Genomic DNA, 15,694 nt, shown 5'->3' with positions numbered 1-15,694 from the left:
CCAAGCGACACGATATGAAGATCCACATCAAGGGCGGCCGCCTGATCGACCCGGCCGCGAACATCGATGCGCAGCAAGACCTTTACATCGCCGCCGGCAAGGTCGTCGGCGTCGGCAGCGCGCCGGCGGACTTCCATGCCAACAAGACCATCGACGCCAGCGGGCTGGTCGTCTGCCCGGGCCTGGTCGACCTGTCCGCGCGCCTGCGCGAGCCCGGCTACGAATACAAGGCCACGCTGGAGTCCGAAGTGGCCGCCGCCACCGCCGGCGGCGTGACCAGCCTGGTCTGCCCGCCCGACACCGACCCGGTGCTCGACGAGCCCGGCCTGGTGGAAATGCTCAAGTTCCGCGCGCGCACGCTCAACCAGACCCACGTCTATCCGCTCGGCGCGCTCACGCTCGGCCTCAAGGGCACGACCCTGACCGAGATGTCGCAGCTCACCGAAGCTGGCTGCATCGGCTTCTCGCAGGCCGAGGCCCCGATCCACAACACCCAGGTGCTGCTGCGCGCGCTGCAATACGCGCAGACCTTCGGCTTCACGGTGTGGCTGCGCCCCGAGGACCCCTACCTTGGCGGCGGCGTGGCCGCCAGCGGCGCGGTGGCGTCGCGCCTGGGGCTGTCCGGCGTCTCGGTGATCGCCGAAACCGTGCGCCTGCACACCATCTTCGAACTGATGCGCAGCACCGGCGTGCGCGTGCACCTGTGCCGCCTGTCGTCCGCCGCCGGTATCGAACTGGTGCGCCAGGCCAAGCGCGAAGGCCTCGCCGTCACCTGCGACGTCAATATCCATCACGTCTCGCTGACCGACATGGACATCGGCTACTTCAACTCGCAGATGCGCTTCTCGCCGCCGCTGCGCAGCGGCCGTGACCGCGACGCCATCATCGCCGGCCTGGCCGACGGCACCATCGATGCCCTGTGCTCCGACCACACCCCGGTGGACGACGACGAAAAGCTGCTGCCCTTCGCCGAAGCCTCGCCCGGCGCCACCGGCCTCGAACTGCTGCTGCCGCTGACGCTGCGCTGGGCCGCGGAACACAAGGTCCCCCTGGCCAAGGCGCTCGCCCGCATCACCGCCGAACCCGCCCGCGTGCTCGGCCTGCCGGCCGGCACCCTGACCAGCGGCAGCACCGCGGATATCTGCATCTTCCATCCCGAACAGGAATGGAAGGTCGAGCGGCGCGCGCTCAAGAGCCAGGGCAAGAACTCGCCATGGCTCGGCTATGACATGCGCGGCCGCGTACGCACCACGCTGGTCAGCGGCCACGTGGTCTACGAACTGCACTGACGTCATGCCGGAGAGCCTTGCATGATCTGGCTGCGCAAGACCGCGCTCATCCTGCACCTGCTGCGCGGCCTGCTCACGTGCGCGCTGCTGTTCCCGTGGCTGGGCACCGAATCGCGTCAATGGCATATCCGGCGCTGGTCGCGCCGGCTGCTGCGCATCTGCGGGATCACGGTCGAAGTGCAAGGGCTCAAGCCGGGAGAAGCGCCGCCGCGCGGCGCCATGGTGGTGTCCAACCATATTTCCTGGCTCGACATCTACGTCATCAACACCTGGCAGCCGGTGCGCTTCGTCGCAAAATCAGAGATCCGTGACTGGCCCGTGATTGGCTGGCTGTGCGCCCAGACCGGCACCATCTTCATCGAACGGGCCCGCAAGCGTGACGCACACCGCGTTTTGCACGCCATCACCGACGTGATGCTGCAGGGCGACCTGGTATGCGTGTTCCCGGAAGGCACCACCACCGACGGCACCAGCGTGCTGCCGTTCCACGCCAACCTGATGCAGGCGCCGATTTCGGGCGGGCTGCCGGTGCAACCGGTCGGGCTGGCTTACCTGGACACCGCCACCGGGCAGCCCACCCTGGCACCGGCGTATATCGGGGACCTGAGCTTGCTCGATACGCTCGATGCGGTGCTGCGGGCGAGGCCGATCACGGCACGGCTGTGCTTTGCTCCGGCCATCGCCGCGGCCAGTGCCAGCCGGCGGGAGCTGGCGCAGGCGGCGTGGGAGGTGGTGGGGCATCTGAGCCAGGGGGCGCAGCACCATGCGCTGGAGGTGGTGGGGCGGGTCAATGGCGGCGTGACTCCGCCTGCCACCGACCTTCCCGGCCTTCCCGGCCTTCCCGAACTCACGGACGAAGGCACGCCCGCGCCAGCCACCTCGCAGTAGGCGGCAAGCCGCCCGGATGGCATTACGCCAGAGGGTCGCAATACTGCGGGCACTCGACCTGCACCAAGGTCCGCTCGGCCGGATCCGCCGCCAGCCGCGCGGCCGTCAGCTTGCCGCCCCAGACGCAGCCCGTATCCAGCGCCATCAGGTTCGGCCGCATTACCAGCCCGAGGGTCGACCAGTGCCCGCACACCACGGTGGTGCCCTCCGTCCGGCGGCCGGGGATGTCGAACCAGGGCATGTAACCCGCCGGCGAGCCGCCCGGGCCTTCCTTGGTCTTGAGGTCCATCACGCCGTCCGTACGACAGAAGCGCAGGCGGGTGAGGGCGTTGACAACGACCCGGTGGCGGTCGATGCCGCGCAGGCTGTCGTCCCAGTGGTCCGCGGCGTTGCCGAAAACATCGGCCAGGAAGGTTTTCCAGTCGGGGCCCTGCAGCTCGCGCTCGACTTCCCGGGCCAGCTCCATGGTCTGGTCGGCGCTCCACTGGGGTAGCACGCCGGCGTGGACCAGGAGAAAGCCGTTTTCATGGATGGCCATCGGGCGGTGGCGCAGCCATGTGATTAATTCATCGCAATCCGGCGCGCCAAGAAGATCGTCCAGCGTATCGCTGCGCCCGCGCTTGCGCACGCCCGCGGCCACCGCCAGGAAATGGATGTCGTGGTTGCCGAGGACGGATTCGGCGCGGGCGCCGAGTTCGCGCACGGTGCGCAGGGTACGCAGCGAGGCGGGGCCGCGGTTGATGAGGTCGCCGACAAAGCGCAGGGCGCTGTCCTGGGGCAGGCGAGCGACCAGTTCGTCCAGCGAACCGGCACAGCCCTGGAGGTCGCCGATGGCGAAATGATGTTTTTGGGTCACAAATAGGGGCCGGTTAAGCATTGCGCCAGGTCTTCACCCGGTTGGCATTTGGTGGCACGGATACGTTACAACACGCTACAAAAAAAAGGGGGAGCATCTCAAGCAGGGGGGGTCTGTCGGATAGAATACCGCCACTTCTGCAAATACTTAACATGACGCCGCCCGTTTCGGGCCCGGCGGAGACTTGGCATTCGCCGTGTTCTCGAATATCAGATAGCAGGGAGCCCTGGTCTTGTCCCAAATACTTGTCACTGGTGGCGCCGGTTTCATCGGTGCCAATTTCGTTCTTGACTGGCTGCGCGATGACAGCGCGGACGCGGTTGTCAACGTGGACAAGCTGACGTATGCGGGCAACCTGGAATCCCTGGCATCGCTGCAGGGCAATAGCCGCCACACCTTCTCCCGCACCGACGTCTGCGACCGGGCGGCGCTGGACCGGCTCTTCGACAGGCACCGGCCCCGCGCCGTGATCCACTTTGCCGCCGAAAGCCACGTCGACCGCTCGATCGAAGGACCGGGCGCATTCATCCAGACCAATGTTGTCGGCACGTTCACCTTGCTGGAGGCCGCGCGCGCCTATTGGCAAAGCCTTCCGGTCCCGGAGCGCGAGGCTTTCCGCTTCCTGCACGTCTCCACGGACGAGGTATTCGGTTCCCTGAAAGATAGTGATCCTGCCTTCACGGAGACCACGGCCTACACTCCGAATAGTCCGTATTCGGCATCCAAGGCCGGTGCTGACCACCTGGTGCGGGCTTATCACCATACCTATGGCTTGCCGGTCCTGACCACGAACGGTTCAAATAGCTATGGCCCCTATCACTTTCCCGAGAAGCTGATCCCGCTGGTCATTACCCGGGCCCTGGCTGGCGAGCCGTTACCGGTCTACGGCGACGGACTTAACGTAAGGGACTGGCTCTACATTGCGGATCATTGCGCTGCTATCCGCGCGGTGCTGGCCCATGGGCGGCCTGGGGAGACCTACAACGTCGGGAGCGGAAACGAGAAGGCCAACCTCGACGTGGTCGGGGCCCTGTGCGATCTCCTCGACGAACTGCGGCCGAAGGCCAGCGGTTCCTATCGCAGCCAGATCACCTTCGTTGCCGACCGTCCCGGCCACGACCGGCGCTATGCGGTCGATTCGCACAAGCTCCGGACAGAACTAGGCTGGATCTGCGAGGAGACCTTCGAGTCGGGACTGCGCAAGACGGTTCAGTGGTATCTGGACAATCCGCAGTGGATCGAGCGCATGACCTCCGGAGAGTATCGGAAGGCGCGAGAATGACCGATGTGCGCAATAATCCATCTCACGTGCCGACGCTTCTTGTAACAGGAAGCAACGGCCAGGTGGGGTTCGAATTGCGGCGTGCCCTGATGCCACTCGGGCGCGTGATCGCGCTCGACCGCGCTGCCTGCGACCTGGCGCGTGCCGACAGTATCCGCCATGCCGTGCAGGAATATCGCCCCGACGTCATCGTCAATGCCGCGGCCTGCACTAGCATGGATAAGGCCGAAGTCGACGCGGAGGGCGCATTTGCCGTGAATGCCACCGCCGTCGGTATTCTTGCCGAGGAAGCGAAGCGGCTCGGCAGCCTCTTCGTGCACTATTCAACGGATTGTGTTTTCGATGGGCGGCAAGACGTTCCTTATACGGAAACGGATGCGGTGAATCCCATTTCCGTCTATGGGCGGAGTAAGCTGGCAGGGGAGCAGGCCATCGCAGACGTGGAGCCAGCCGCACTTGTTTTGCGAACAAGCTGGGTGGCTGGCGCGCACGGCCGCAATTTTGCCAAGACCATGCTGCGCTTCGGCCGCGAACAGGCCTCGATCCGAGTGATCCGGGACCGTTTCGGCGCACCCACGGGCGCCGCCCTGATTGCCGACGTGACGGCGCAGATCGTGGCGCGGCAATGGCTGTTCGGCGACCGGCAGGCGTTCCCGCACGGTATCTACCATCTTGCCGCGGCGGGTGAAACCAGTCCTTATGGCTATGCCAGCGAAGTGCTGCAGTATGCGGCGGACAAAGGTCTGGCGCTGAAGACCGGCCCCGCGCAGCTGCAGGCGATTCCAGCAAGCGAATACCCGTTGCCGGCGGCCCGGCTGGCCAGCGCCCGGCTCGATACCGGCAAGCTGCGCGCTACCTTCGGCATTCATTTGCCGGACTGGCGCGAAGGCGTGCATCACCTGCTCGATCAGATCCTGCCGGAGGTGGGCCAGCCATGAACCTGAAAGCGACGCCTACGGCCCTGCCGGAAGTGCTGATACTTGAACCGAGGGTGTTTGCCGACGATCGCGGGCATTTTTTCGAAAGCTTCAATGCGCGCGAGTTCGAAAATGCAACGGGTTTTAGCGGTGTTTTTGTGCAGGATAATCACAGCCTGTCGGCAAGAAATGTGATTCGTGGCCTGCATTACCAGATCGGGCGCCCGCAAGGAAAACTGGTCCGGGTTGTGGCGGGGGAAATTTTCGACGTGGCGGTGGATCTGCGGCGTCAGTCGCCGCGCTTCGGGCAATGGGTAGGAATGACGCTGTCACGAAGGAGCGGCCAGCAATTGTGGGTCCCACCGGGTTTTGCGCACGGCTTCCTGGTTTTATCGGACACGGCGGAAGTGATTTATAAGACAACAGAATACTGGAGCCAGAGCCATGAACGGACCATCGCGTGGGACGAACCGCAGTTGGGCATTTCCTGGCCTCTCGAGGGGCGGCCGATTCTGTCGGAGAAGGATCGCCACGGCGCTCTCCTTGCCGAGGCGGATGTCTTTGCCTGAAGCCAGCGCGGCCACAGTGCCGGCGCGTGTGCCGGCAGTCCGTTGTGACGACTAATTCAAGAACAATCATGCTGCTCAAGAAAATCTCGGAGATGTCGCGTCAGAAGAAGATTCTGCTGATGCTGGTGCTCGATTTCTTTTTACTGCCGCTGTCGCTCTGGTCGGCGGTCGGATTGCGCACGGATCATTGGCAGGTCAGCTCGCAATACCCCATCGGCCTGTACTTCGTCACCTCCCTCGTTGCGATTCCGGTCTTTATCAAGCTGGGCTTGTACCGGTCGGTGGTGCGGTATATGGAGGACCGGGCCATTCTGACCATCGTGGCCGCAGTCACCATTTCGATCGGTATATTCGGGTCGCTGATTTTCTTCCTGGGCCTGTCCAACGTGCCGCGCGGGGCATTGCTGATCTACTGGCTGCTTGCCATCGTCTATATCGTCTGCAGTCGGTTCTTCGTGCGGGCGGCGTTCAGGATGCTGCCATCGTTCGGGCACCAGGGGCAGAAGGTCGTGATCTATGGCGCCGGCGACGCCGGCCGGCAGCTTGCCGTCGCGCTGGGCGTCGGCACGGAGTACGAGCCCGTGGCGTTCGTTGACGACGACGTGGCCAAGCGCGGGCTGAGCATCGCCGGGATCAAGGTCCACGGCGCGGACGAACTGCCGGCGCTGGTCAGGCGGCTCGCGGTCCAGCAGGTGCTGATCGCCATCCCGTCGGCATCGCGCAGCAGGCGTATCGAGATCGTCAACGCGCTCGAGCCGCTGGCTGTCGAGGTGCGCGCCGTGCCCGGCATGGCCGAGATGGTTTCCGGCGAGGTGCGCCTGGACGACGTGCGCGAGGTCGAGATCGACGAATTGCTGGGGCGCGACGTGGTGGCGCCCAACAAGAAGCTGTTGATGGGCAATATCGACGGCAAGAGCGTCATGGTGACCGGCGCGGGCGGCTCCATCGGTTCCGAGCTCTGCCGGCAGATCATCAAGAACAATCCGTTGCGGCTGGTCCTGTATGAGCAGTCCGAGTTTGCCTTGTACGCGCTCGAATACGAGTTGCAGCAGACCATCCTGGCGAAGGGGCTGTCGATCGAACTGGTGCCGGTGCTCGGCTCGGTGCAGAACGGCGAGCGGGTGTACGGGATCATGTCCCGCTACGGCGTGCAGACGATCTACCATGCGGCGGCCTACAAGCACGTGCCGATCGTCGAGTTCAACATGACCGAGGGCATCCTGAACAACACCGTTGGCACGCGGGTCACGGCGGAGGCGGCGATCCGTGCCAACGTCGAAGCGTTCGTGCTGATCTCGACCGACAAGGCGGTGCGCCCGACCAATGTCATGGGGGCAAGCAAGCGCATGGCCGAGCTCTGCCTGCAGGCCTTTGCGCAGGAGCCGCACGTGCGCACCCGCTTCAGCATCGTCCGCTTCGGCAACGTGCTCGGGTCGAGCGGGTCGGTGGTGCCGCTGTTCCGGACGCAGATCGCGAGCGGCGGTCCGGTGACCGTCACCCACCCGGACATCATCCGTTATTTCATGACGATCCCGGAGGCGGCCCAGCTTGTTATCCAGGCCGGCGCGATGGGGGGCGACGGCGAGGTATTCGTGCTCGATATGGGCCAGCCGGTGAAAATCGTCGACCTGGCCCGTCGCATGATTCACCTGAGCGGATTCCAGGTGCGCGACGAAAACAATCCGGATGGGGATATCGAGATTGAATTTACCGGCCTGCGCCCGGGCGAGAAGCTTTACGAGGAACTGCTGATCGGCGACGCCGTCAGCGGCACGGGCCATCCGCGCATCATGAAAGCGGACGAGTCCTGCCTGAGCCGCGAGAAACTCGACGAAGAAATGCGCAGCCTTATCGCGGCCTGCGATTGCAACGACTGCGAGGCGATCCGCACCATTCTCCTCGAATGCGTATCGGGTTTCCGTCCCGACCGCGACATCAAGGACCACCTGCATGAAGAGCCGGCACCCCGTATCCGCCTGCTGCGCTAAGGCCGGAACGTTGATCCGGCCGCAAGGCGCAGGCATGCGCGGGCGGGCGCACCCCGTGTGCCGGCAACGCCGCGCCACGGCGCCATTTCGTTTCGGAGCACTGAAACTATGGCAAAATGCCGGGAGTTTTTGTCCTGTGCCAGCCATTGGGCAAGTGGGCAAGAGACGGAGGCAGGACGCAGTCTTGCGTCCCGTCGCAATCGCTCGCGCCGCCTTCCCCCTCGTCTTCCTCACCTGGCCCGCAGATTCCTGCATGCCAGGCTGCAACGCCCCAATCGTGTCATGAGCCGTCAATGCCCGATTGCGCATCGGAAGATGCCTGTATTTAGAAATGTGAAGATATGTAAGGCGACGGCGGATTATTTTCGGGAATGCGGAGTCATGGCGACGGAGCAGAGTTTTTTCCGGCCGCCGCTTTGTGTAAGCAAATATTGGCTTGAGAAATGAGAATTACTATTATCGGAACCGGCTATGTGGGGCTTGTGACAGGTACCTGCCTGGCCGAATTGGGAAACAATGTTTTCTGCCTTGACGTAGACGCCAAGAAAATCGATTTGCTGAACGGTGGCGGGGTGCCCATCTACGAACCGGGTCTCAAGGCCCTGATCGACCGGAACCGCGCGGCAGGCCGACTCAAATTCTCGACGGACGTGGCCGCCAGCGTGGCCCATGGCGAAATCCAGTTCATCGCCGTCGGCACGCCGCCGGACGAAGACGGCTCGGCCGACCTGAAATACGTCATCGAGGCCGCCCGCAATATCGGCCGCCACATGGACGCGTTCAAGGTGATCGTCGACAAGTCGACGGTGCCGGTCGGTACCGCCGACAAGGTCAAGGCCGCGATCGCGGAAGAGCTGGCGAAGCGCGAAGCGTCCCATCTCGGCTGCGCGGTCGTCTCCAATCCGGAGTTCCTGAAGGAAGGCGCGGCCGTCGAGGACTTCATGCGTCCCGACCGTATCGTGGTTGGCGTGTCGGCCGACGAGGCCGGCGACAAGGCAAAGGCGATGATGCGTACGCTGTATGCCCCGTTCAACCGGAACCATGAACGCATGTATTTCATGGACGTGCGTTCGGCGGAGTTCACCAAGTATGCGGCCAACGCCATGCTGGCCACCCGCATCAGCTTCATGAACGAGCTGGCGAATCTCGCCGACCGCGTCGGCGCGGACATCGAACTGGTGCGCCAGGGCATCGGCTCCGACCCCCGCATCGGCTATAGCTTCCTGTACGCCGGCATCGGCTACGGCGGCTCGTGTTTCCCGAAGGACGTGCAGGCGCTGGCGAGGACGGCGGCGCAGTTCGGCCAGTCGATGCATGTGCTGGACGCCGTCGAGCAGGTCAACGAGGCGCAGAAGCGCGTGCTGATCGACAAGATCCTGGCGCGTTTCGGCAACGATCTCGCGGGCAAGCGCTTTGCCATCTGGGGCCTGGCGTTCAAGCCGGAAACCGACGACATGCGCGAGGCGCCGAGCCGCATCATCATCCGGGAACTGCTCGAGCGCGGCGCCGTGGTGCACGCGCACGACCCGGTGGCCACCGAGGAGGCGCGCCGCGTGCTGGCCCAGGACCTGGCCGATATGCCGGAGGCCTTGCCGCACCTGCATTTCGCCGACCAGCCCGAGGCCGCCCTGGACGGCGTCGATGCGCTGGTGATCGTCACCGAGTGGAAGGCGTTCCGCAGCCCCGACTTCGAGGCCATGCGCAGCGAAATGAAGACCCCCCTGATTTTCGATGGCCGCAATCTGTTCGACCCGACTTCGATGAAGAAACAGGGCTTCGAATATTTCGGTATCGGCCGCTCCTAGAACAAAGTCTTGAACATGCGAAATTACAATTCCCGCCAGCGTATCCTGGTGACCGGTGGCGCCGGCTTCCTCGGCTCGCATCTTTGCGATCGGCTGATCGAGCAGGGCAACGAAGTGCTGTGCGTCGACAACCTGTTCACGGGCGCCAAGCAGAACATCGAACACCTGCTCGGCAATCCGCGCTTCGAGTTCATGCGCCACGACGTGACCTTCCCGCTGTTCGTGGAAGTGGACCAGATCTACAACCTGGCTTGCCCGGCCTCGCCCGTGCATTACCAGCACGATCCGGTGCAGACCACCAAGACCTCGGTCCACGGCGCCATCAACATGCTGGGCCTGGCCAAGCGGCTCGGTGCCAAGATCTTCCAGGCCTCCACCAGCGAGGTCTACGGCGACCCGGTCGTGCATCCGCAACCCGAGGCATACTGGGGCAATGTGAACCCCATCGGCATCCGCTCCTGCTACGACGAAGGCAAGCGCTGCGCCGAAACCCTGTTCTTCGACTACTACCGCCAGCACGGCCTGGAGATCAAGGTCGCGCGGATCTTCAATACCTACGGCCCGCGCATGCACCAGAACGATGGCCGCGTGGTGTCGAACTTCATCATGCAGGCCTTGCGTGGCGAGCCGATCACCGTGTTCGGCGAAGGCAAGCAAACGCGTTCGTTCTGTTTCGTCGATGACCTGATCGACGGCTTCGTCGCCATGATGGACACGCCGAAGGAATTCACTGGCCCGATGAACCTGGGCAACCCGCACGAGATGACGATGCTCGAGCTGGCGACCCACGTAATCGAGCTGACCGGCTCTCGCTCGACCATCGAGTTCAAGCCGCTGCCGGCCGACGATCCCACGCAACGCCGCCCCGACACCCGCCTTGCCGAGGAAGTGATCGGCTGGAATCCTTCGGTGCATTTCCGCGACGGACTTGCCAAGACGGTCGATTACTTCAAGCGCTTTGTTTAAGCGCCCCAGATCATATTCGGAAGAGATACGCAATGTTTGATAACAAGTCTATTTTGATCACGGGCGGTACGGGCTCGTTTGGCAAGAAGTACGCGCGCACCATTCTCGGTCGCTACAAGCCCAAGCGCCTGGTGATTTATTCGCGCGACGAACTCAAGCAGTTCGAGATGCAGCAGGAGATCGACGCGCCGCCGATGCGCTACTTCATCGGTGACGTTCGCGATGGCGAGCGCCTCTCGCAGGCCATGCGCGGGATCGACTACGTCATTCACGCCGCCGCGCTCAAGCAGGTGCCGGCCGCGGAATACAACCCGCTCGAGTGCATCAAGACCAATATCCACGGCGCCGAGAACGTCATCAACGCGGCGATCGCCAATAACGTCCACAAGGTGATCGCGCTGTCGACCGACAAGGCCGCCAACCCGATCAACCTCTACGGCGCGACCAAGCTGGCGTCGGACAAGCTGTTCGTCGCGGCCAACAATATGGTCGGTGCCAACCAGACCTCGTTCGCGGTGGTGCGCTACGGCAACGTGGTTGGCTCGCGCGGCTCGGTGGTTCCGTTCTTCGAGCAACTGCTGGCCAAGGGCGAGAAGGAATTGCCGATCACGCACGCGGACATGACCCGCTTCTGGATCAGCCTGCAGGACGGCGTCGATTTCGTGCTGAAGAATTTCGAGCGCATGCATGGCGGCGAGATCTTCGTGCCGAAGATCCCTTCGATCCGCATTACCGACCTGGCCGAAGCGGTTGCGCCTGGCGTGGCCACCCGCGTGATCGGCATCCGCCCCGGCGAGAAGCTGCACGAGATCATGTGCCCGGCCGACGACTCCCACCTGACGCTCGAGTTCAAGGACCACTATGTCCTGCGCCCGACCATCAAGTTCCATCACTCGGACATCGACTACACCGTCAATGCGCTGGGCGAGACGGGCACGCGCGTCAGCCAGGGCTTCGAGTACAACTCCGGCAACAACCCGCATTTCCTCACCCCGGAGGAAATCCGCGACTTCAACGCCAAGGCGATGGCATGATTCCCTACGGCCGGCAAGACATCTCGGCAGACGACATCGAGGCGGTGGTTGCCGTCCTGAAGTCCGATTTCCTGACGCAGGGCCCGGCGGTGCCGGCTTTCGAGGCTGCTGTCGCGGCCTATGTCGGCGGCGGGCACGCGGTCGCCGTCAACAGCGCGACTTCCGCCTTGCACATCGCCTGCATGGCGCTTGGCGTGGGACCCGGCGACACGGTCTGGACTACGCCGAATACCTTTGTCGCGTCGGCCAACTGCGCGCGCTACTGCGGTGCCTGTGTCGACTTCGTCGACATCGATGCGCGCACCTATAACATGTGCGCCGATGCGCTCGCGGCCAAGCTCAAGGAGGCCGCGGCGCGCGACGCCCTGCCCAAGGTGGTGATCCCTGTCGCCTTCGCCGGCCAGTCCTGCGACATGAAGGCTATCCGCGCGCTGGGCGACGAGTATGGCTTCGCCATCATCGAGGATGCTTCCCACGCCATCGGCGGGCGCTACCTGGACAAGCCGATCGGATGTGGCGACTACGCCGACATCACCGTCTTCAGCTTCCATCCGGTCAAGGTCATCACGACCGCCGAAGGCGGCCTGTGCATGACCCGCCGGGCCGACCTGGCCGAGGCGATGCGCAAGGCGCGTTCGCACGGCATCACGCGCGATCCGGCCGAGATGACGGGGCCTGCCGACGGCGCGTGGTACTACCAGCAGATCGCGCTGGGCTACAACTACCGCATGACCGACATGCAGGCGGCGCTCGGTGTCAGCCAGATGCATCGCCTGGACGCCTTCGTGGCGCGGCGCCACCAGATCGCGCACCGCTACGGCGAGCTGCTGGCCGGGGCGGCGCTGACCGTGCCCTTCCAGCATCCCGACGGCCTGTCCGGCCTGCACCTGTACCCCGTGGTGCTGCACGACGCCACGCGCCGCAAGGCCGTGTTCGACGCGCTGCGGGCCGCCGGCATCCACGTCAACGTGCACTACATCCCGGTCCATACGCAGCCGTACTACCGCGAGCTTGGTTTCAAGCCGGGCGATTTTCCCAAGGCCGAGGCGTACTACGCCGGCGCGATCAGCCTGCCGATGTTCCCGGGGCTGAGCGACCAGCAACAAGAGTACGTCACCTCCACCCTGCGCGGGATCCTTGCATGAAGCTGGCACTGGGAACCGTGCAGTTCGGGTTGCCCTACGGCATCACGAATACCGCGGGGCAGGTCTCCGAAGACGAGGTGGTACGCATCCTGCGCCGCGCCCGCGAGCTTGGGCTGGCGGTGCTGGATACGGCAGCGGCATACGGCCAGAGCGAAAGCGTGCTGGGCCGCCGCGGCGGCGAGGCGCACGCCTTCCGGCTCTATACCAAGACGCTGCCGCTCGGCGGGGCGGCGGCGGATGCTGCCGCGGTCCGGCGCGTGGTGCAGGGCGTGCACGATTCCCTGCGCAATCTCGGCGTCGGTCGCCTGGACGGCCTGCTGGTGCATCACGCCGGCGACCTGCTGGGCGAGGGCGGGCAGGACCTGTACACCGCGCTGCAGGCGCTCAAGGCGCAAGGGCTGGTCGAGCGTCTTGGCGTATCGGTCTACAGCGTCGAAGAAGCGCGCGCCGCGACGCAGCGTTTCGGCATCGACGCCATGCAGTTGCCGCTCAATGTCCTTGACCAGTCTTTCACCGCCTCCGGCGAACTGACGCGCCTCAAGGCAGCCGGCGTGGAGATCCACACGCGCTCGGCGTTCCTCCAGGGAGTCCTGTTGTCCGAGCAGCTGCCGGCATTCCTGCAAGCGCTGGCGCCTGGCTTTGACCGCTTCCGGGCAATATGCAGGGAGGCTGGCGCGAGCCAGCTCGAAGGCAGCCTCGCGTTCCTGCGCCAGCAAGGCGCGATCGACCACGTCGTGGTCGGCGTGCTCGACCAGGGTCAGCTCGAACAGATCGCCGCGGCATGGGAGCGTAGCGCGGCCTGTCTCTCCCTTGATTTCGCAGAATGCAATATGGCGCCGTCGGCGGCTGTCACGCCGTCGAACTGGCCCGCGCTGAAGAAGGAGCACCAATGACCGTGATGGCACTGCTGCAAGCGCGCACGAGCTCGACGCGCCTGCCGGGCAAGGTCCTGAAGCCGTTGCTCGGCGAGCCGATGATCCTGCGCCAGATCGAACGCCTGCGGCGCGCCCGCACCATCGACCGGCTGATGGTAGTCACCAGCGACAGCCCCTCCGACGACGCGCTCGCTGCTTGCTGCGCCGAGGCCGGCGTGGATGTGTTCCGCGGCAGCCTCGACGATGTGCTGGACCGCTTCTACTCGGCGGTGAAGAACATCCGGCCCGAGCACGTGGTGCGGCTGACCGCCGACTGCCCGCTGACCGACCATGAAGTGATCGACGCGGTTGTCGATTTCTATCGCGACGGCGGCTACGACTACGCCAGCAACGTTTTGCCCCCCACCTATCCCGACGGGCTGGATGTGGAGGTGTTCCGCTTCAGCGTGCTCGAGACGATCTGGCGCGAAGCCAGCCTGCCTTCGCAGCGCGAGCATGTGACCTCCTTCATCTACCAGCATCCGGAGCGCTTCCGGCTGGGCGGCCTCACGCGCGAAAAGGATCTGTCGTCGCTGCGCTGGACCGTGGACGAGCCCGCCGACCTGGTATTCGTCGAGGCGGTCTACGAGGCGCTGTACCGTGACACCCCCGGCTTCCTGATGGCCGACGTGCTGCAACTGATGGCGCGGCGGCCCGAGCTGCTGGAGATCAACTCCGGCCAGGTCCGCAACGCGGGCTACCTGAAATCTCTTGTGCAAGACGACCAACAACCTCGAAGGGTCTGAACATCATGTCGCAACGCTACCAACAGTCCGAAGCCTTGCTCGAGCGCGCCTTGCGCACCATTCCGCTCGGCTCGCAGACGTTCAGCAAGAGCCGCACGCAATACCCGTTCGGCGTTTCGCCGTATTTCATCGAACGCGGCCGCGGCAGCCACGTGTGGGACGTCGACGGCAACGAGTACGTCGACATGATCAGTGGCCTGTGCGCGTTGACGCTGGGCTACAGCGACCCTGACGTCGACGCCGCGGTCAAGGCCCAGCTGGAGGACGGCATCATCTTCTCGCTGCCGCACCGCCTCGAGATGGAAGTCGCCGAGCAACTGGTGTCGATGGTCCCCTGCGCGGAGAAGGTCCGCTTCGGCAAGAACGGTTCCGACGCCACCGCCGGCGCCGTGCGCGTGGCGCGCGCTTTCACCGGCCGCGATCACGTGGCGGTGTGCGGCTATCACGGCTGGCAGGACTGGTATATCGGCACCACCGCGCGCAACCGCGGCGTGCCGCAGGCCACGCGCGACCTGTCGCATTCCTGGGCATACAACGACATCGCCAGCCTCGACGCCATCTTCAAGGCGCATCCGGACCAGGTTGCCGCCGTCATCCTCGAGCCGATGAACGTGGTCGAGCCGGCCCCGGGTTTCCTGCAGGCAGTCAAGGAACTGGCGCACAAGCACGGCGCGTTGCTGGTGTTCGACGAAACCATCACGGGTTTCCGCTATGCCAACGGCGGTGCCCAGCAGCTGTTCGGCGTGACCCCCGACCTGGCCACCTTCGGCAAGGGCCTGGCCAATGGCTACCCGGTTTCCGCCGTCGCGGGCCGCGCCGATGTCATGCAGTTGATGGAGGAGATCTTCTTCTCGTTCACGTTCGGCGGCGAAACGCTGTCGCTGGCGGCAGCACTTGCCACCATGAAGAAGCTCGAGCGCGAGCCGGTCACCGCCACCCTGGCCCGCCAGGGACAGGTCGTGATCGACGGCCTGCGCCAGCGCATCGCCGCGCTGGGCGCCGACGATTTCCTCTCGGTTTCCGGGCATCCGAGCTGGAGCTTCCTGCTGATCAAGGACACTGCGCGCTACCCGATGTGGCACCTCAAGACCCTGTTCATGCAGGAGATGCTGGCCCAGGGCGTCCTCACCTTCGGCACGCACAACATTGGCTACAAGCATACCGACGCGGACATCGCCAAGCTGTTCTCCGCCTACGACCATACCCTGCCGATGCTGGTCCAGGCAGTGCGCGATGGCGGCATCGAGCAGATGCTGAAGTGCGCTCCGCTCGAGCCGCTGTTCAAGGTGCGCTGA

The 15,694-nt window shown here is 64.6% G+C and carries 14 protein-coding genes; 13 read left to right on the top strand and 1 reads right to left on the bottom strand.

Going from position 1 to position 15,694, the window contains the following annotated elements:
• Window positions 1-14 precede the first annotated feature (14 nt).
• The gene (locus AC1DKV_RS02120) at window positions 15-1,289 is read left to right on the top strand and encodes a dihydroorotase (protein ID WP_441613293.1); all 1,275 of its coding nucleotides are present in this window, start codon (window positions 15-17) and stop codon (window positions 1,287-1,289) included.
• A 21-nt stretch (window positions 1,290-1,310) separates the two neighbouring features.
• Window positions 1,311-2,177, top strand: a complete 867-nt coding sequence (locus AC1DKV_RS02115; protein WP_441613292.1) for a lysophospholipid acyltransferase family protein — start codon at window positions 1,311-1,313, stop codon at window positions 2,175-2,177.
• Window positions 2,178-2,199: 22 nt separating this feature from the next.
• On the opposite strand, the gene AC1DKV_RS02110 is transcribed toward AC1DKV_RS02115, so the two are convergent.
• Complete coding sequence (locus AC1DKV_RS02110; RefSeq protein ID WP_441613291.1) at window positions 2,200-3,054, bottom strand: symmetrical bis(5'-nucleosyl)-tetraphosphatase; 855 nt, start codon at window positions 3,052-3,054, stop codon at window positions 2,200-2,202.
• A gap of 211 nt (window positions 3,055-3,265) precedes the next feature.
• Here AC1DKV_RS02110 and rfbB point away from each other — a divergent pair, with 211 nt between their 5' ends.
• The 11 genes from rfbB (at window position 3,266) to AC1DKV_RS02055 (ending at window position 15,694) form a co-directional block, all read left to right on the top strand.
• Window positions 3,266-4,315 carry a dTDP-glucose 4,6-dehydratase gene (gene rfbB, locus AC1DKV_RS02105; protein WP_441613290.1) on the top strand — a complete coding sequence of 350 codons (1,050 nt, stop codon included), beginning with the start codon at window positions 3,266-3,268 and terminating at the stop codon, window positions 4,313-4,315.
• Window positions 4,312-5,253, top strand: coding sequence for a dTDP-4-dehydrorhamnose reductase (gene rfbD, locus AC1DKV_RS02100; RefSeq protein WP_441613289.1), 942 nt, complete (start codon window positions 4,312-4,314; stop codon window positions 5,251-5,253). Before rfbB ends, rfbD begins: the two co-directional genes overlap by 4 nt.
• Window positions 5,250-5,801, top strand: coding sequence for a dTDP-4-dehydrorhamnose 3,5-epimerase (gene rfbC / locus AC1DKV_RS02095; protein WP_441613288.1), 552 nt, complete (start codon window positions 5,250-5,252; stop codon window positions 5,799-5,801). The genes rfbD and rfbC overlap by 4 nt, the downstream gene beginning before the upstream one ends.
• Before the next feature lie 68 nt (window positions 5,802-5,869).
• Window positions 5,870-7,789, top strand: a complete 1,920-nt coding sequence (locus AC1DKV_RS02090; protein WP_441613287.1) for a polysaccharide biosynthesis protein — start codon at window positions 5,870-5,872, stop codon at window positions 7,787-7,789.
• Window positions 7,790-8,232: 443 nt separating this feature from the next.
• Window positions 8,233-9,594, top strand: coding sequence for a UDP-glucose dehydrogenase family protein (locus tag AC1DKV_RS02085; RefSeq protein ID WP_441613286.1), 1,362 nt, complete (start codon window positions 8,233-8,235; stop codon window positions 9,592-9,594).
• A gap of 15 nt (window positions 9,595-9,609) precedes the next feature.
• Window positions 9,610-10,560, top strand: coding sequence for a UDP-glucuronic acid decarboxylase family protein (locus AC1DKV_RS02080; RefSeq protein WP_441613285.1), 951 nt, complete (start codon window positions 9,610-9,612; stop codon window positions 10,558-10,560).
• Between the two features lie 32 nt (window positions 10,561-10,592).
• Complete coding sequence (gene pseB / locus AC1DKV_RS02075; protein WP_441613284.1) at window positions 10,593-11,594, top strand: UDP-N-acetylglucosamine 4,6-dehydratase (inverting); 1,002 nt, start codon at window positions 10,593-10,595, stop codon at window positions 11,592-11,594.
• Complete coding sequence (gene pseC, locus AC1DKV_RS02070; RefSeq protein ID WP_441613282.1) at window positions 11,591-12,739, top strand: UDP-4-amino-4,6-dideoxy-N-acetyl-beta-L-altrosamine transaminase; 1,149 nt, start codon at window positions 11,591-11,593, stop codon at window positions 12,737-12,739. Before pseB ends, pseC begins: the two co-directional genes overlap by 4 nt.
• Window positions 12,736-13,632, top strand: coding sequence for an aldo/keto reductase (locus AC1DKV_RS02065; protein ID WP_441613281.1), 897 nt, complete (start codon window positions 12,736-12,738; stop codon window positions 13,630-13,632). Before pseC ends, AC1DKV_RS02065 begins: the two co-directional genes overlap by 4 nt.
• Window positions 13,629-14,399 (top strand): cytidylyltransferase domain-containing protein, encoded by a 771-nt coding sequence (locus tag AC1DKV_RS02060; RefSeq protein ID WP_441613280.1) that lies wholly within the window; start codon window positions 13,629-13,631, stop codon window positions 14,397-14,399. Before AC1DKV_RS02065 ends, AC1DKV_RS02060 begins: the two co-directional genes overlap by 4 nt.
• 5 nt (window positions 14,400-14,404) lie before the next feature.
• The gene (locus AC1DKV_RS02055) at window positions 14,405-15,694 is read left to right on the top strand and encodes an aminotransferase class III-fold pyridoxal phosphate-dependent enzyme (RefSeq protein WP_441613279.1); all 1,290 of its coding nucleotides are present in this window, start codon (window positions 14,405-14,407) and stop codon (window positions 15,692-15,694) included.

The sequence above is a fragment of the Cupriavidus sp. 05T41 genome, from assembly GCF_056396525.1.
Note: the sequence above shows the minus strand (reverse complement) of the source record. Positions and strands in the feature narration are given on the sequence as shown.